The 16038-nt window shown below is 71.4% G+C and carries 15 protein-coding genes; 6 read left to right on the top strand and 9 right to left on the bottom strand.

Annotated features, from left to right (window positions below):
- Nucleotides 1-47: 47 nt before the first annotated feature.
- Genes IF54_RS0101815 through IF54_RS0101795 form a run of 5 tightly spaced genes read right to left on the bottom strand, consistent with a single transcriptional unit; the run spans nucleotide 48 to nucleotide 5291 of the window.
- Nucleotides 48-644, bottom strand: coding sequence for a GTP-binding protein (locus tag IF54_RS0101815; RefSeq protein WP_030313685.1), 597 nt, complete (start codon nucleotides 642-644; stop codon nucleotides 48-50).
- Complete coding sequence (locus tag IF54_RS0101810) at nucleotides 631-990, bottom strand: DUF742 domain-containing protein (RefSeq protein WP_030313683.1); 360 nt, start codon at nucleotides 988-990, stop codon at nucleotides 631-633. Before IF54_RS0101810 ends, IF54_RS0101815 begins: the two co-directional genes overlap by 14 nt.
- Before the next feature lies 1 nt (nucleotide 991).
- Complete coding sequence (locus tag IF54_RS0101805) at nucleotides 992-1414, bottom strand: roadblock/LC7 domain-containing protein (protein ID WP_030313681.1); 423 nt, start codon at nucleotides 1412-1414, stop codon at nucleotides 992-994.
- A gap of 10 nt (nucleotides 1415-1424) precedes the next feature.
- Nucleotides 1425-4229, bottom strand: a complete 2805-nt coding sequence (locus IF54_RS0101800) for a nitrate- and nitrite sensing domain-containing protein (protein WP_030313678.1) — start codon at nucleotides 4227-4229, stop codon at nucleotides 1425-1427.
- A gap of 45 nt (nucleotides 4230-4274) precedes the next feature.
- Complete coding sequence (locus tag IF54_RS0101795; RefSeq protein WP_030313676.1) at nucleotides 4275-5291, bottom strand: substrate-binding domain-containing protein; 1017 nt, start codon at nucleotides 5289-5291, stop codon at nucleotides 4275-4277.
- Nucleotides 5292-5525: 234 nt separating this feature from the next.
- Between IF54_RS0101795 and IF54_RS0101790 the strand changes: the two genes are divergently transcribed.
- On the top strand, nucleotides 5526-6257 hold the full coding sequence (locus tag IF54_RS0101790; RefSeq protein ID WP_030313673.1) for a peptidase E: 732 nt from the start codon (nucleotides 5526-5528) through the stop codon (nucleotides 6255-6257).
- 250 nt (nucleotides 6258-6507) lie between these two features.
- Here IF54_RS0101790 and IF54_RS0101785 read toward each other — a convergent pair whose 3' ends face one another.
- Nucleotides 6508-7059 (bottom strand): DUF6114 domain-containing protein, encoded by a 552-nt coding sequence (locus IF54_RS0101785; RefSeq protein ID WP_030313672.1) that lies wholly within the window; start codon nucleotides 7057-7059, stop codon nucleotides 6508-6510.
- Entirely contained in the window at nucleotides 7059-7721 is a 663-nt protein-coding gene (locus tag IF54_RS0101780; protein WP_030313669.1) for a DUF6230 family protein, read from the bottom strand. Before IF54_RS0101780 ends, IF54_RS0101785 begins: the two co-directional genes overlap by 1 nt.
- 669 nt (nucleotides 7722-8390) lie before the next feature.
- Here IF54_RS0101780 and IF54_RS0101775 point away from each other — a divergent pair.
- Complete coding sequence (locus IF54_RS0101775; RefSeq protein WP_030313667.1) at nucleotides 8391-9050, top strand: hypothetical protein; 660 nt, start codon at nucleotides 8391-8393, stop codon at nucleotides 9048-9050.
- A gap of 18 nt (nucleotides 9051-9068) precedes the next feature.
- Here the strand turns inward: IF54_RS0101775 and IF54_RS0101770 are convergent, their stop codons facing one another.
- Complete coding sequence (locus IF54_RS0101770; RefSeq protein WP_030313664.1) at nucleotides 9069-10022, bottom strand: lytic polysaccharide monooxygenase; 954 nt, start codon at nucleotides 10020-10022, stop codon at nucleotides 9069-9071.
- Nucleotides 10023-10479: 457 nt separating this feature from the next.
- Between IF54_RS0101770 and IF54_RS0101765 the strand changes: the two genes are divergently transcribed.
- Nucleotides 10480-12261 (top strand): S8 family peptidase, encoded by a 1782-nt coding sequence (locus IF54_RS0101765; RefSeq protein ID WP_030313662.1) that lies wholly within the window; start codon nucleotides 10480-10482, stop codon nucleotides 12259-12261.
- Nucleotides 12262-12354: 93 nt separating this feature from the next.
- Here IF54_RS0101765 and IF54_RS0101760 read toward each other — a convergent pair whose 3' ends face one another.
- The gene (locus IF54_RS0101760) at nucleotides 12355-13017 is read right to left on the bottom strand and encodes a ScbR family autoregulator-binding transcription factor (protein WP_030313659.1); all 663 of its coding nucleotides are present in this window, start codon (nucleotides 13015-13017) and stop codon (nucleotides 12355-12357) included.
- Nucleotides 13018-13175: 158 nt separating this feature from the next.
- Here IF54_RS0101760 and IF54_RS0101755 point away from each other — a divergent pair, with 158 nt between their 5' ends.
- From IF54_RS0101755 to IF54_RS0101745, 3 genes are all read left to right on the top strand, one after another.
- Nucleotides 13176-14102: a ScbA/BarX family gamma-butyrolactone biosynthesis protein gene (locus IF54_RS0101755; protein ID WP_030313657.1), complete on the top strand. Its 927-nt coding sequence runs from the start codon at nucleotides 13176-13178 to the stop codon at nucleotides 14100-14102.
- A 70-nt stretch (nucleotides 14103-14172) separates the two neighbouring features.
- Nucleotides 14173-14820 (top strand): ScbR family autoregulator-binding transcription factor, encoded by a 648-nt coding sequence (locus tag IF54_RS0101750; protein WP_030313654.1) that lies wholly within the window; start codon nucleotides 14173-14175, stop codon nucleotides 14818-14820.
- A 20-nt stretch (nucleotides 14821-14840) separates the two neighbouring features.
- Nucleotides 14841-15992 carry a damage-control phosphatase ARMT1 family protein gene (locus IF54_RS0101745; RefSeq protein ID WP_030313653.1) on the top strand — a complete coding sequence of 384 codons (1152 nt, stop codon included), beginning with the start codon at nucleotides 14841-14843 and terminating at the stop codon, nucleotides 15990-15992.
- Nucleotides 15993-16038: the final 46 nt, after the last annotated feature.

Here is a 16038-nt window from a genome sequence, read left to right as displayed (position 1 = left end):
GCCCCGGCGTCCGGACCCGACGGCCCGGCCACCGGGCCGTCCGGGCCCTAGTCGTCGACCGCCGCGGCGATCAGCAGGTCCATGAGGGCGATCAGGACGTCCCGGGAGGAGTCGCGGCGGCGTGCGTCGCACAGCACCACCGGGACGTGCTCCGGCAGTGCGAGGGACTCCCTGATGTCCTCGGCGGGGTAGGGGTGCCGGCCGTCGAAGCCGTTCACGGCGACGACGAAGGGGATGCGCCGGCGCTCGAAGAAGTCCACCGCGGCGAAGCTCGACTCCGGGCGGCGGACGTCGATCAGGACGACCGCGCCCAGGGCGCCCACCGCCAGGTCGTTCCACATGAACCAGAACCGCTGCTGGCCCGGGGTGCCGAACAGGTAGAGCACCAGTTCGTCGCTGATGGTGATCCGGCCGAAGTCCATGGCCACGGTGGTGGCCCGCTTCTGCTCGATCCCGGCGAGGTCGTCGACGCCCAGGCCGGCGACGGTGAGCGGTTCCTCCGTGCGCAGCGGGGTGATCTCGCTGACCGAGCCGACCATCGTGGTCTTGCCGACGCCGAAGCCCCCGGCGATCAGGATCTTGACGGTGTCGGGCGGGGCAGGAGTCTCAGCGGTCTCGCGGGTGCGCGTCTCAGAGCCGGCCAAGGCCTTCCCTCACTTTCTGCAACAGGTCCAGATCCGGGCGGCGGGGCGAGACCGGGCGCGGGGGATGCGCGGTGATCAGGCCCGCCTCCAGCAGATCGCAGAGCATGATGACGACCACGCTGACCGGCAGGTCGAGCAGCGCGGCCAGTTCCGCCACGGCGACCGGGCGGGCGCACCGGCGCAGGATGCGGCTCTGCTCGGGCTGCGGGCGCCGGGCCCGCTCCGGTGGCGGGTCCACCGCGGTCACCGTCGTGATGAGGGTGAAGTCGGCACGGCTGGGCCGCGTCCGTCCGCCGGTCAGGGCGAACGGCCGCACCAGCCGGCCCGCCGCGTCGCTGTCGGTCACCTCACCCGCCGGTGGGGCCGATGCCGGCCCGCGGTGCCGCGCTGAGGTGCTCGCCGATCTTCTTCACCAGCATGTTCATCTGGTACGCCACGACACCGACGTCGGCGTTCGGCCCGGTGAGGACGACGAGGTGGGCGCCGGGCCCGGCCGAGGTCAGGATGAGGAAGCTGTTGGCCATCTCGATGAGCGCCTGGCGCACCGGGCCGCCCCGGAAGTCCATGCTGACGCCCTTGCTGAGGCTCATCAGACCGGACGCGGTCGCCGCCAGCCGCTCGGCGTCGTCGCGCAGGAACCCGGTGGACTTGCTGACGACCAGCCCGTCCTCGGAGAGCACGACGGCCTGCGTCACGTCGGCGACCCGCTCCACGAGTCCGGTGAGCAGCTGGTCCAGCTGGGTGTGCGTGGCGGGGGTGGGGCGTGTCATGGCGTGTCCTTCATGAGCGATCGGTGTGGGGACCGCGGGCGGCGACGGCCGGGTCCTGCGGGGCGTCCAGGGGGCCGTCGGGGGGCTCGCCGTCCCCGGGGGTGTCGAGCGGGTCCAGCCCGTACGCGGTGGCCTCCTTCGGTACGTCGGCTGCGGCGCTGTCGGCGACGGGGTCCTGCGAGCCCTCCGGGACTTCGGCTGCGTCCTCCGAGCCCTCGGGGTCCTGCGGGCCGTCGAGGGTGTCGTCCTCGTCGCGGGCGCGTCGGGTGCCGCGCTGGAACCCGGCGAGCGAGGAAGCCGCGTGGTCCGCCGTGAAGTCCTCGGTGTCGCCCTCTTCCGCACCGGCGACCGGGGCCTCCTCCCGCAGCTCGACGGCGAGACTGGTCTGCGGCACCCGCCGGGGGAGCGGGGCGAGTCCGTCGGCCCGGGGGGCGGTGACAGCGGCCCCGGCACCGTGAGCGCCCTGCGCGTCCTGAGCGCCCTCCGCGGGCGCCGCGCCCTCCGCGTCCGGGCCGGCCTTGTCCGCGGAACGGCCCGTGCCGCCTCCGCCAGCCGTGCTGCCCTCGCCAGCCTTGCCGCCTTCGCCAGCCGTGCCGCCTCCGCCGTCCGCGCCGCTTTCCCCGGCAGCCGACGCGACTCCCCTGTGCTCCGGCTCCGCCGTCTCCGGCGAGCCCGGGAGCGCCGCGGAGTCCGGCGTACCGGCCCCGGTCACCATGTCCGCCGTACCGGCCCGGGCCGCCGTGTCCGCCGTACGGCCCGCTCCCGCCGCGCGCGCGGTCCTCGCGGGGCCGCTCGGCACCTCCGCGAGCCCGTCGTCCGCACCCGGGCCGCCGTACGAGGCACCGGCGGCGCCCGTCGCACCGGCGGCGCCCGCAGGGTCCGCCCCGGCCTCGTCCCGTACGACGATCTCGTGCGGGATCAGCACGATCGCCGTCGTCCCCCCGTACGGCGAGGACCGCAGCGTCACCTGGATGCCGTGGCGGTTGGCGAGCCGGGCGATGACGAACATGCCGAGGCGGAGGTCGTCGGCGAGGGCGACCACGTCGAACTTGGGCGCCTCGGCCAGATGGGTGTTGAAGGAGGCGTACTCCTCCTCCGACATGCCGAGCCCCCGGTCCTCGACCTCGACGACCAGCCCCTTGGCGACCAGCCCCGCCCGCACCCCGACCGGGCTCGGCGCGGGGGAGTACAGCGTGGCGTTCTCGATCAGCTCGGCCAGCAGGTGGATCACGTCGGCGACCGCGGGCGGCGCCAGGCAGACCTCCTCGTCGGTGTGCACCTCGACCCGCTGGTACTCGGCGACCTCGCCCACCGCGCTGCGCAGGATGTCGATCAGCGCGACCGGCTCGGTCCAGCTGCGTCGGGGCTGTCCGCCGCTGATGATGACCAGGTTCTCCTCGTACCGCCGCAACTGGCTTGCCGTGGAGTCCAGTTCGTACAGGCCTGCCAGGACGTCCGGGTCCTGGTGCTCGCGCTCCAGCGTGTCCAGCCGGCTGAGCTGGAGGTTGACGAGGTTCTGGCTCTGCCGGGCGATCCCGAGGATCACCTTCTGGAACCCCCGCCGGGTGTCGGCGAGTTCGACGGCGGTCTCCACGGCCGTGCGCTGTGCCGTGTTGAACGCCTTGGCCACCTGCCCGAGTTCGTCCGGACCGTAGTCCAGTTCCGGCGCGGCCCTGTCCACGTCGACCTTCTCGCCCCGCTCCAGCCGCGCCACCACGTCCGGCAGCCGCTCCTGCGCGAGACCCAGCGTGGCCACCCGCAGGCCGCGCAGGCGCCGGGACAGCGAACGGGTGATCCGCCACGACATGACCAGGCAGATCAGCAGCGCGATCAGTCCGACCGCGCTGAGCGAGGCGGCCGTCAGCAGTTGCTCGTGGGCCTTGTCCGCGCTCCTGGTCAGCAGTCCCGAGGTCTGCTGCCGGATCAGGGCGCTGTAGCGGACGGAGACCTCGGCCACCGCGGCCGTCCACCGCTTGCGCGCGTTCGGCAGGGCCACCTGCCCCGTGCCGTCGGACGGCCGTGCGGCGAGCACCTGGTCCTCGACGGACAGCAGGGTCTGCCAGTCCTCGCTCGCGAGGATCTGCTCGGTCTGTGTCTTCGCGCTGCCGCTCAGCGCGGGCACGATCTGGTCCTCGACCAGCCACCGGCGCGTGTTGACGAGTTGGACGAACTCCGCCCAGTCCTTCTCGCCGAGGTGTCCGGAGGGCCAGGCCAGGGTGAGCTCGACGTCCTCCTGCGAGGTCAGCTCCGCTGCGTGTTCCAGGGCGACGAGCGGACCGGCCTGCGAGGTGAGGTCGCCGTCGTCGACCTGGGAGAGCTGCTGGAAGGCGTGGATCTGGTCGTCGATGATCGACGTGTACTGGTCAAGGGCCTGCGCGGCGGTGATGTCGGTGGGATGGTCCACCTGGCCGCGGTAGTACTCCAGGCTGCCGACCGAGCCGAGGACCGAGTACAGCTTGTCGGCGACGCGCGCGGGCGCCTGCTGGATCTCGTCGGAGTGACCGACGAGCTGGGCCACCGCCTTGTCGGTGTCCGCGCGTTTCCGGTCCAGTACCGCCCGGGCGCCGGGCACCCCGGTGAGCCAGGCGGCGGAGGCGGCACGTTCCCCCTGGAGCGCGAGCGTGGTCTCGGTGCCCATCGCGCCGGTCGACCGGCTGAGATCCGTCTGCGAGCGCAGCCGCAGGCCCTCCGAGAACAGCTGCGTGGTCGTCACACCCCACATGGCGGCGAGCGTCACGCTCGGCACCAGCGCCAGCAGGATGAGGGAGAGACGTATGGAACCGAGGCGGCGCCGGGCACCTTTCCGGTCGGGCATGGTCGTCCTTGGGCGGTCAGGGGGAGGGGTTTCCCGAGGTCGGGGTCAACGGGTGCCGGCGGCTGCGAACTTCGCGACGGCCGCGACGTTCGTCCGGGTGACGAAGGCGGGCCCGGTGAGCACGGGGGCCACGCCGCCCCCGCTGATGTTGCCGTTGTGCCGGTACAGCCACAGCGAGTCCACCGCGAGGTAGCCCTGGAGGTACGGCTGCTGGTCCACCGCGAACTGTACGTTCCCGGCGCGGATCGCCTTGACCAGGTCGTTGTTGAGGTCGAAGGTGGCGACGTGGGCCCTGCTGCCCGCCGCCTTCACCGAACCCACCGCGTCCAGCGCGAACTGCGCGCCCAGGGTGACGACTTCGTCGATCCCGGGTTCCTGCCGCAGCTTCGCGGTGAGCACCGCGTCCACCGCGTCGGAGTCGGTGCCCTCCACGTAGAGGTTCTCGGTCTCGCCGCCGAACGTCTTCTTCACGCCGGCGCAGCGCGCCTCCAGGGCGACGTTGCCCCGCTCGTGGATGACGCACAGCGCGTGCTTGGCCCGCAGGCCGTTCAGCTTGTTCCCGACGGCCGCGCCGGCGACGCTCTCGTCCTGGCCGAAGTACTCGAGCAGGCCCTGCGACTTCCAGGCGTCGATACCGGAGTTGAGACCGACCACCGGGATGCCCGCCGCGAGGGCCGCGGCCACCGGTGCCTTCATGGCGGCCGGCTTGGCCAGGGTCACCGCGATGCCGTCGACGCGGTCGCCGATCGCGTCCCGCACCAGCTGGGCCTGGCCCGCCGGGTCGGAGTCGTTGGCGTAGGCAAGCTCGACACCGTCCTTCGCGGCGGCGGTGGCGGCTCCCTTGCGCACCAGCTCCCAGAAGGCGTCGTCCTTGCCGGCGTGGGTGAGCAGGGCGATCTTCATCCGTGCGGTGCCCGCGCCGTCCGTGCCCGCGGCGAGTCCTGTGTCGCCGGAGCCGGAGCCGGAGCCGGAACAGCCGGCGAGCAGCAGGACGACGACGGAGGCCACGGCGGCGGCGGACAGGAATCCGGAGCGGGCCCGAGGTGGGGGAGGAGGGTTCATGGGTGCGGCACCTCGCTGTGCGGCCGAGCAGGCGGAACGCGAAAGGACGGCCGGAACGCGGGCGCGTCGACCGTTTGAACTTTCACTGGCCAGGAGCCAACCGCGTGTGACCGCCGGTAGTCAAGTGATCAGCCCCTTGTAGTGACTTCTCGGTTCCGCATCGTAATGATCTTTCCGCCCGGGGCGGCGGGGAGTGACGGAGACGGGCGCGCGTCCCTGGCTAGGATCTCGTGAATGGCCACAGAACCGACGATCGTCGCGACCTCAGGAGGTCACCGCGCCGGTGGCCGCACCATGGTGTCCTTCCACGCGCTGGTCCACCACGCGGTCGACCTGTCCGGCGTCCACGGGCGCAGACCGCGCGTGATGTACGTCGGTACGGCCATCGGGGACGCCGAGCACTTCACGTCCCGGATGCACGAGGCGGCCCGGGTGGCCGGCTTCGACCTCACCCCGCTCCATCTCTTCCCCATGCCCAATCTGGACGACGTCGAGGGCGCCGTCCTGGATCAGGACGTGGTGTGGGTGATGGGCGGCTCCGCGGCGAACCTGCTCGCGGTGTGGCGGGTCCACGGCCTCGACCGGATCATGCGCAGGGCATGGCAGTCCGGCGTGGTGCTGAGCGGTGTCAGCGCGGGCTCCCTGTGCTGGTTCGAGGGCGGCACGACCGACTCGTACGGCCCCGAACTCCGCCCGCTCACCGACGGGTTGGGCCTTCTGCCGTACGGCAACGGGGTGCACTACGACAGCGACCCCGGCCGCCGCCCCCTGGTCCACCGGCTGGTGGCGGACGGCACCCTGCCCGAGACCCACTGCACGGACGACGGCGTTGGCCTCGTCTACCGCGGCACCGAACTCGTCGAGGCCGTCACGGAGATCCCCGGCAAGTCCGCCTGGACCGTCACCCGCGACGGCACCAGCACCCGAGAGGAACGCGTCGAGCCACGCAGGCTGCCTGGGGTGTGAGGGGGGTGTGAGTGTGCGGGGCGGTGTCCGCGCAGTGCGCTGGAGGGTGGCGGGTGATTGCGGGGTGCGGTGGAGGGTGCGCAGGTGATTGCGGGTTGCCGGGGGTCATGCAACAGTGCCACGGCGCCCTGGGCGAACGCGGCGAACCGCGCAGGCTGCCCGGTGCAACGGGTGGTGCCTGCGCGGTTCGGTCCCGGGAGGGGATGCGGATCCGGCGGTCCGCGGGGGTGTGGCTAGCGCGGGGTTCGGGTCACTGCGCGGTCTGCGGGGCGCCCGTGGTCATCCCGGCCGTGCCGTTCTCGGGCCGGTCGGTGTCGTACGACGGTCCGTCCTGCGCCGTCTGCTGCCCCTGCTTGCGCTGGTCGCGCCGGCTCACCCGCTGGTCCTGCTCGGGCAGCCAGCCGAAGGTGAGGACGCTGCCCACGACCCCCAGCAGGAGGCCGACCATGAAGCCGCCCAGGTTCGAGGTGAGCCAGGTGCCCATGGAGCACATGACGCCGACGATCGAGTAGAACAGCCGCTGCCCCGGGCTGAAGAGGATCAGCAGACCCACCAGGAGCATCAGGGTCGGCAGGAGGTAGCCCGCCACCCCCTGCATCCCGACATGCATGACGACCTTGATCGAGGCCTTCATGGTGAGCAGGATCCAGGCCCCGCCGAGGGTGAGCCACAGCCCGCCGAAAAAGGGGCGTCCGTACACCCAGCGGGTGAACGCGTCCTGTCCGACGGCGGGTTGCCCCCCGTCGACGGGCCGGCCGCCGTCCACCGGCTCCTGGCCGTCCAGCGGCTCCTGGCTCTCCATCAGCAACCCGAGCTGCTGAAGCTCATCTTGAGGCCGGGCAGCTTGAAGACCCCTGCCGTGGTGGCGTAGTTGGTCTGCCGCAGGTTGGCGATGTAGACCGTGTCGGCCTGCTGGCTGAAGACGCCGATGGGGCCCTTGACGCCCGCCTTGGTGAGGGTGCTGGCGTCGTTGCCGATCTCGATGTTGTTGAAGGAGGCGTCACCGGACAGCTCGGTGGAGTCCGTGGTGAGGTCGGTCGCCTCGACCTTCTTGCTGCCCTGGCCCGCCTTGATGAGCAGGTTGGTGCCACCGAGGTCGACGCTCTGGCACAGCTTGGTGAGGGTCGCGTTCTTGATGGCGGAGGTCATGATGAGGACCTGCCCACCGGTGTCACCGGCGTTCGGGCTGTTGTCCGCCATGTTGTCGAGGCCGCCGAACTGCTCGAACCCGGTGCCGTTCAGCTCCGTCGCGGTGACCGTGAACGGCATGCCGGAGATGGCGAACTGGACTCCGAGCGCACCCTCGGCGGTCATGATCGCGAGACCCGCGGTGATCACCACGGCCGGCACCGCCATGATCGCGGCCCGGCGGCCCCGAACCCGTCCGCGTCTCGCGGAGCCGTCGGGGACTTGTGGTGAACCGCTTTCGGGGGTCTCGAAGGTGTTGCCGACGGACGAGGCCATGTGCTGCTCCCAGGGACTTAGTCAACGCAAGTGGGGCTCACGTGCGGATGTGCGGCTTCAGTGGCTCGGTGTCCTGGCGCGGACATCGGCTGCGGCGCACGCCCCTTCACACCTCCCGGCGGCTGCAAGGGCTTTCCGGTGCGTACTCCGCAGTAACGCCACGGAAGTTACCGGCGGTTACGCTCGTGGGTCAAGCAAGTTGTGAGTAAAGGGTGTTGATTATGTGCCATCCGTGATCCACAACGGTCCGACATGCAGAAAAAAGCGCTGATTGAAGATCAACTGCCTTTCGATGCCTTGACGTTGACGCATGATCAGGTCTACAACTCTCCTGGCTTCCCCCGGATCCGTGGCGCCGGATCCAAGCCTTCGGGCGGTACCTGTCCGCTTTCCCGGACCGTCTGTCCTTCACGGGCTGTTCACCGCCCGAGCTCGACCCTCCACCGGCACCCGTGCGACCGCTTTCCCCCCGGGGTCGCACCGGGCCGGCCACCTCCCGCCCGGCCCGACCGGAGCCCTCCCCCATAGGGCCTCGGCCGGTCACCGGCCGGCTGCCGTTGCCGGTCCGTCACGTACGGAGAAGGCGTGACGGGTCGGCAACGGCGGACGCCGCCATGCGTCCGCGCTCCCCCCTCACCCACCCTCACCTCATGAAAGAGGCAATCCCGCATGCGTATGCGTTCTCTGGTCTCCCTCACCGCCGCTGCCGCCGCCCTCGCGCTCCCCGTGGCCGTGGCCGCCTCCGCCCCCGCCGCCGCGGACGACGTCGCGGTCCTCACCACCGGCACCGTCGGCGGCCCCGGCGTCGCCGAGGGCTCGACCATCACGGCGTCCCTGGCGAGCGGCACCTCCGCGACCCTCTACTCCACCGCGACCGGCACCAGCGGCATCACCTGTGGCACCTCCACGTTCACCGCCACGGTGGGCAGCAACCCGACCGCCCCGGGCACCGCCGTCGAGTCCCTGACCGGGCAGACCTTCGGCAACTGCACCTCGAACGTGATCGGCGTCCTCGGTGTCACCAGCATCACGGTGAACAACCTGGCCTACAACACCGACGTCTCCTCCGATGGCGCCGTCTCCGTGACCCCGACCAGCGGTCCCATCCAGACCACCGTCGTGCTGCGCACCCTGCTCGGCAGCGTCAGCTGCGTCTACCAGGCCGCGGCCGGTCTGTCCGGCACCGCCGACAACAGCGACAACAGCATCAAGTTCTCCAACCAGCAGTTCACCCGCACCTCCGGCTCCTCGCTGTGCCCCGCCAACGGCTTCTGGACCGCGAAGTACAGCCCGGTGACGGCGGGCGGCGAAGCGGTCTACGTCAACTGAACTCCGTGACCCGGTAGTTCAGCGCCGACGCAGGCGCAGGACCAGGGCGGCGCCACCGGTGAGTACCAACACCCCGGCGGCGCCGCCCGCCAGCATGGGCGCGGACGGCTTCGAGTCGGCGGCCACCGGCGTGGAGTCGGGGGCCGCCGCGGCCGCGGCACCGGCCACGGAGGAAGTCGGCGTGGCGGGCACGCCGGGAGCCGACGCCGTCGGACTCCTCGCGGGCTCCTTCTTCGCCGCCTCCTTCGCGGCGTCCTTCCCCGACTCCTTCTCCGTGGCCTTCGAGGGGGACGGAGACGCGGCGACGCCCGACCCGGCGGCCTGTTTCCCGGCCGCCGCCGCGAACACCACGTCCGAGCACGAGTAGTACGTGTCCGCCGTACTGCTGTTCTGCCAGATCGTGTACAGCACGTGCCGGCCCGTGCGGTCCTGCGGCAGCGTCATCCTGATCCGGTACGCCCCGTTCGTCAGCGCCGGGTCCTTCACCTGGGCGAACGGCTGCTCCGGCAGATCGGACCACCTCAACGGCTTCGACGGGTCGTAGCCCGGCTCGGTGAGGTACATCCGGAAGGTGCCGGTGTGCGGGATCGTCGAGATGTACTTCATGGTCAGCGTCGCACCGGGGGAGAGCCGGGTCGCCGGCCAGTCGGAGCGGGCCAGGTCCAGGCCCTTGTAGGCGGGCAGCCCGCCGCTGCACAGCTTGCCGTCCGGGATCGTCTGCCGGTCCCGGCCGTTCACGTTCGCGACCCGCAGGTTGTCCCACGCCGTGAAGGGCGAGCCGTTCGCCGCGACGGCCGCCCGGCACGCGGCGGTGCCGGTGGAGGCGCCGTCGGGGGAGCAGGCGAAGACCCGGCTCACCGGATCCGTGGGAGCGCCGTGCGCCTGCGCGGGCGCCGCCGCGAACACGGTCAGCAGGAAGGGAGTCAGGGCGGCGACCGCCGCACTCGTACGACGGGCTGTGGTCCAGGGCATCCGGGCCATCCGGAACGCCTCCTCGGGCGGCGCGGGAAAGACGGGCTTCCGTGCAGTACGCGGCGCGGACCCCACGCGTTCACCGGCACACCGGAACGTTCGCTCGCGACCTGTTCCGGCGCCCCCCGTCCGTCCGCGGGCAGACGCGGTCAAAGCGGCCGTCATCGGTCAACCGGCCATCGGCAAGGGGGTGTTCCCGGCCGCTTCAAGGGTTTCCCCTGTATCCGCATGACCAGCTCTTTGCCTATCGTTCGACCACAGCTGACCCACAGGTAACCCCGAACAGGTCACGCACGCACCCCCGTCTCTGCCCGGCCGGCCGCCGCGCTCCTGGCTTCACCTCGCTTCCGCGTGAAGCGAATCGACGCTCATGGCATCACCCCACGCCGCTTCATCGCCGAAGCGAACTGACTGCCGCTCCGCGCTGCCCGGAGCACGGCCACGAAAGGCAAGATCCTTGCGTACCTCCCCCTCCCTCCGGCGGAAGCTGATATCCGCCGCCGCCGTCTCCGCGGCCCTGCTCTCCGTCGGCACCGCATCCGTCGCCGTCGCCCAGGACGCCCCCGCCGAGGCCGCCGCCGTCCCGGCCGCGCTCACCGAGGCCGCCCCCGGCATCCAGGCCGAGCGCCTGATCGTCGGCTACAAGTCCGGTGCCGCCGAGGCCACCTCGAACAAGGCCGCCGAGGCCGACGCCGCCGCAAAGGACGCCGACTTCCAGCGCAGACTCGGCACCGGGGCCGCCCTGGTCGACCTGGGCGCGAACCCCAGCACGGCCCAAGTCGCTGACGCCGTCGCCGAGTTCAAGGCGGACCCGCAGGTCGCCTACGTCGTGCCGGACCGCTTGAACAAGCCGCAGGCGGACCCGAACGACACCGAGTACACCAAGCAGTGGGACCTGTTCGAGAGCACGGCGGGCATGAACGTGCCGGGCGCCTGGACCACCTCCACCGGCACCGGCGTCACCGTCGCCGTCATCGACACCGGTTACGTCACCCACAGCGACCTCGCCGCGAACATCGTCGCCGGCTACGACTTCATCTCCGACACCGCGGTCTCCGTCGACGGCGACGGCCGCGACAGCAACCCGGCCGACCCGGGCGACTACTACGCCGCCAACGCGTGCGGCGCGGGCATCCCGGCCTCCAGCTCCTCCTGGCACGGCACGCACGTCGCCGGCACCATCGCCGCGGTCACCAACAACAACAAGGGTGTCGCGGGCATCGCGTACGGCGCGAAGATCTCCCCGCTGCGCGTCCTCGGCAAGTGCGGCGGCTACGACTCCGACATCATCGACGCCATCACCTGGGCGTCCGGCGGCTCCGTCTCCGGCGTGCCGGCCAACACCAACGTCGCCAAGGTCATCAACATGAGCCTCGGCGGCGACGGCGCCTGCACCTCGGCGACCCAGACCGCCATCAACAACGCCGTCAGCCGCGGCACGACCGTGGTCGTGGCCGCCGGCAACGACAACGAGAACGTCTCCGGGCACTCCCCGGGCAACTGCAACAACATCATCTCGGTCGCCGCCACCAACCGCTCCGGCGCCAAGGCCTCCTACTCCAACTACGGCTCCCTGGTGGACATCTCGGCCCCCGGTGGCCAGACCAGCACCGGCACCGCCAACGGCATCCTGTCCACCCTCAACTCCGGTGCCTCGACGCCCGCTTCGGAGTCGTACGCCTACTACCAGGGCACCAGCATGGCCACCCCGCACATCGCGGGCCTGGTCGCCCTGGTGAAGTCGGCGAACCCCGCGCTGACCCCGGCGCAGATCGAGACCGCGATCAAGAACAACGCCCGTCCGCTGCCCGGCGCCTGCTCCGGCGGCTGCGGAGCGGGTCTCGCGGACGCGGCGAAGACCGTCGCGGCCGTGAGCGGCGGCGGTACGACGACGGGCACGACCTTCTCCAGCACCACCGCCGTCGCCATCCCGGACAACGGATCGGCGATCGAGTCACCCGTCACCGTCAGCGGCCGCAGCGGCAACGCCCCCTCGACCCTCCAGGTCGGCGTCGACATCACCCACACCTACCGCGGTGACCTGGTGATCTCTCTCGTCGCCCCGGACGGCACGGTGTACGGCCTGAAGACGGCGAGCTCGGACTCCGCCGACGACGTGAAGACCACCTACACGGTGAACGCCTCCTCCGAGACCGCCAACGGCACCTGGAAGCTCCGCGTCCAGGACACGGCCGCGCAGGACACGGGCACGCTCAACAGCTGGAAGCTGACCTTCTGAGCCTCCCGCTTCGACGGGACGGGTCGGCCTGTGCGTACGCAGCACCGGCCGACCCGTCCCGCGTGTGTCGTACTCAGAGGCGCGCCCCGCACCTCACGCCTCGGCACCCACCAGTTCACCGCTCTGAGCCGACGCCAGCACCCGCGCCCCCCGGTCCGGCCGGCTGTCGAGTCCGCTCAGCAGCCCCGGCACCGCGATGCTCGGCAGCAGATGGGCCCACAGGACCGAGATGCGGTGTCCGAGGTCCTCGCGGCCGTGCAGCGCACGGGACATCAGCTGCACCCCGGCGAAGGCCCCCACCAGCAGATCCGCGGTGTCACGCGGCTGCACCGTGGGCAGCAACTCGCCCTGGTCCCGGGCCCCTTGCAGCATCTCCACCACACGGTCGCTCCAGAGCCTGAACGGCCCCGTGTGATCGACCCCGGGCGGCGCGCACTGGTCCATCGTCAGGCGCACGCTCCCCTTCAGCAGGGAGTTGCCCCGCAGCCGGTGCCCGAAGACGAACGTCATGTCGATGATCTCCTGGAGCCGGCACGGATGCGGCGGCACGTCCCCCAGCGACAGCTGCTCGTCGAGCACCGCCTGGGCCAGGGACTCCTTGGAGGGGAAGTGGAAGTACAGGGCGCCTTTGGTGACTTCGGCCCGCTCCAGCACCATGGCGATGGTGGTCGCCGTGTACCCGTGCTCGTCGAAGACGGCGCCCGCCGCCTCCAGGATCGTCCTGCGTGTCCTGACGGCGCGCTCCTGTCTCGCCACAAGTACCCCTCCCATGAGCCGAGTCGGGTCTCTTCCGGTCTCGGTCAGGTCACATTGAAAACAGACCGGAATCCCTCGTACTCTATCGCTCACCGGCACGGGCACCTCGCCGTCCGTCATCGCTCCATGGAACCGCTTCGGGGGAACGAGGGGGAGACATGCCAGAGCCGCGGCAGTTCGCGGAACTCCCGTCCGAGGCCGGGCCCCTGACGGCGACCGTCCCCCGTGAGCTCGTGCACCGCGTGTCCGTCGCGGAGACCCTTCTCACCGGATGGACCAGGACGGGCCCTGACCGCTTCACCGTCACCGCCCAGTGGCCGCGTGCCCATCAGTTACACGTGTCGGCAGATCGCTCGGCCTATGAGCCGCTCCTGGTGGCAGAAACGGTCCGCCAGTGCGGGGCGCTGCTCGCCCACACCGCCTACGAGGTTCCGATCGGTCATCAGTTCGTCCTCCGGGAACTGCGGGTCGACACCCGTCCCGAGCATCTGGCGGTCGGCTCCGCCCCCGCCGAGCCCGCCGTCGACATCACCGTCGACGTGGTCCGCCGCCCCGCGGGCCGCCCCGCCGGACTGCGCTACGACGCCGTCGTGCGTCTCGGCCCGGAACGCGTCGGAACCGGTCGCATCGTCGTGAGCTGGACGAATGAGGCCGTCTACCGCCGGATGCGCGGGGGACGCACCGCCGACGTCGGGGCCCTGCGCCTGCCCCAGCCGCCTCCGGAACCGTTACCGGCCGCCACGGTGGGACGGGCCCTGCGCGCCGACGTGCTTCTGTCGCCCACCGGCCGCCCCGACCGCTGGCGGCTCAGAGTCGATACCGCACACCCCGTTTTCTTCGACCACCCGCTGGACCACGTCCCCGGCATGCTCCTCCTGGAGGCCGCCCGCCAGGCCGCACGGGCGCACGGCGGTCCGGACGGCCCGTCGCCCGCCTCCTTCCATGCCGTGTTTCACCAGTTCACCGAACTCGACAGACCGGTCTGGATCGAGGTGAGCCGTGCGGACGGCGCAGACGTACAAGTCGTAGCAATGCAAGGGGAGTCGGTGGCCTTCGAGTGCCGGGTGGGCGCCGTCGCGGGGTGAGTTATCGTGTACGGAGAGTTAGAAACAAACGGCATGCCCCGTTCTTTTCCTTCTCAGGAGTGTGCAGTCGATGCCGAGGCAGTTACGCGCTGAACAGACCCGAGCGACGATCATCACCGCCGCCGCCGATCTGTTCGACCGTCGTGGCTATGAGTCGACCAGTCTCAGCGACATCGTCGAGCACGCCCAAGTCACCAAGGGGGCGCTGTACTTCCACTTCGCGGCCAAGGGCGACCTCGCCCACGCGATCATGGAGATACAGTCCCGGACCTCGCGGCAGGTGACCGGGGACGTGGAGGCCCGCGGCTGCACCTCGCTGGAGGCGCTGGTCCGGATCACCTTCCAGATAGCGCGGTTGTCGGTCGAGGGACCCGTGCTGCGGGCCGGACTCCGGCTCGCCACCGGCGGGGTCGAGGTGCGGGAGCCGCTGCGGCACCCGTTCACGGAGTGGCTGGACCTCGCGACCGCCAAACTCCTCGGCGCGGTCAAGGAGTCCGACCTCCACCCGGACACCGACGTGGACGCGATGGCGCACTCACTCGTGTGCTTCTTCGTCGGCACCCGCGTGGTGGGACGGCACCTGGAGCCGGTGGGACGGCAGCCGCGGCGGCTCGCCCAGATGTGGCACGTCATGATCCGGGGCCTGGTGCCGGTGCCCCGCCGGGCCAGGTATCTGACCCTGGTGAGTCAGCTGGAGCAGGAGTCGAGGGCCGGCTGAGAGGTGGTTACAGTCGGCGTATGTCTCCCAGCGCCGCCGTCGTCCTCGCCAGTGAACCCGGCTCCTTCCCCCACAGCGTGCTCGCCGAGCGGCACCCCGCGATCATCGCGCAGGTGCGGGAGGCCTTCCCCTACGGCCCCGAGCAGCACCGCGCCCTCGACGCCCTGCTCGAGAACTGCACCAAGGGTGTGATCGAACCCCTCCCCGGCGGAGCGTGGGCCGAGTGGGGGATCGACACCTATGCCGGACAGTCCTGGTTCGACGTGCCCTGGCTGTGGTCGGAGAGCTACTTCTACCGCCGGCTCCTCGACGCCGTGGGCTACTTCGCGCCCGGCCCCTGGCAGGGCATCGACCCCTTCCGGCCCTCCAAGCTCGCCGAACTCGACTCCCCGGAGACGGACCAGGAACTGGCCGCGCTGTCCGAACTCGCCTCGCGGCCCGTCGAGGAGCGGGCCGCCGCCCTGCTGCACGGGTCGCTCTGGGGCAACCGCGCCGACCTGGGGTTCCGGCTCTCGGACGGCGCGGCCGAGGGCCGGGACGCCGTACCCGATCTGGTCGCCGACGACAGCGAGAGGCTGTGGGCGCTGCTGGACGGCACCGGCACGCTCTGCCTGATCGCCGACAACGCCGGCCGCGAACTCGTCCCCGACCTGCTCCTCCTCGCCCACCTTCTTGAGCACCGGCGGATCGAACGGGCCGTCCTGCACGTGAAGCCGTACCCCTACTACGTCTCCGACGCGACCAACGCCGACGTCGTCGACGCCCTGCGCCGGCTGGTGCAGGCGCCGGGGGAGGCCGGGCGGTACGGACGGCTGCTGTGGGACGCCGTGCCGGACGGACGGCTCGTCGTCCGTGCGCACCCGTTCTCGTGCGCCCCGCTGCCCTACGCGGACATGCCCGACGACCTGCGTACGGAGATCGGCCGGGCCGCGCTGACCGTCCTCAAGGGCGACCTCAACTACCGGCGCCTGGTGGGGGACCGGTGGTGGCCGCCGACCACGTCCTTCGCCGAGGCGACCGCCCGCTTCCCGGGACCGGTGGCCGCGCTGCGCACCCTCAAGTCCGATGTGGTCACCGGGCTCGACGCCCGCACCGAGGCCGCGCTGGTCGAGGCGGAGGGGCAGCGCTGGCGGACCGGCGGCACCCGTGCGCTCATCCAGGTCCGGCCCTGAGGAGCGTTATGCTGCCGACCTGTACCGGTGGGCTGCCGTACGTCCC

The sequence above is a fragment of the Streptomyces sp. NRRL B-3229 genome (assembly GCF_000719505.1).
Lineage (GTDB): Bacteria > Actinomycetota > Actinomycetes > Streptomycetales > Streptomycetaceae > Streptomyces > Streptomyces griseorubiginosus.
Note: the sequence above shows the minus strand (reverse complement) of the source record. Positions and strands in the feature narration are given on the sequence as shown.

Bases quoted from the DNA above. Each gene is read 5' to 3' on its own strand.
- IF54_RS0101795 (WP_030313676.1), bottom strand. From the start codon at position 5,291: ATGAACCCTCCTCCCCCACCTCGGGCCCGCTCCGGATTCCTGTCCGCC.
- IF54_RS0101755 (WP_030313657.1), top strand. From the start codon at position 13,176: ATGCCAGAGCCGCGGCAGTTCGCGGAACTCCCGTCCGAGGCCGGGCCC.
- IF54_RS0101790 (WP_030313673.1), top strand. From the start codon at position 5,526: ATGGCCACAGAACCGACGATCGTCGCGACCTCAGGAGGTCACCGCGCC.
- IF54_RS0101785 (WP_030313672.1), bottom strand. From the start codon at position 7,059: ATGGAGAGCCAGGAGCCGCTGGACGGCCAGGAGCCGGTGGACGGCGGC.
- IF54_RS0101775 (WP_030313667.1), top strand. From the start codon at position 8,391: ATGCGTATGCGTTCTCTGGTCTCCCTCACCGCCGCTGCCGCCGCCCTC.
- IF54_RS0101800 (WP_030313678.1), bottom strand. From the start codon at position 4,229: ATGCCCGACCGGAAAGGTGCCCGGCGCCGCCTCGGTTCCATACGTCTC.
- IF54_RS0101745 (WP_030313653.1), top strand. From the start codon at position 14,841: ATGTCTCCCAGCGCCGCCGTCGTCCTCGCCAGTGAACCCGGCTCCTTC.
- IF54_RS0101780 (WP_030313669.1), bottom strand. From the start codon at position 7,721: ATGGCCTCGTCCGTCGGCAACACCTTCGAGACCCCCGAAAGCGGTTCA.
- IF54_RS0101770 (WP_030313664.1), bottom strand. From the start codon at position 10,022: ATGCCCTGGACCACAGCCCGTCGTACGAGTGCGGCGGTCGCCGCCCTG.
- IF54_RS0101805 (WP_030313681.1), bottom strand. From the start codon at position 1,414: ATGACACGCCCCACCCCCGCCACGCACACCCAGCTGGACCAGCTGCTC.
- IF54_RS0101750 (WP_030313654.1), top strand. From the start codon at position 14,173: ATGCCGAGGCAGTTACGCGCTGAACAGACCCGAGCGACGATCATCACC.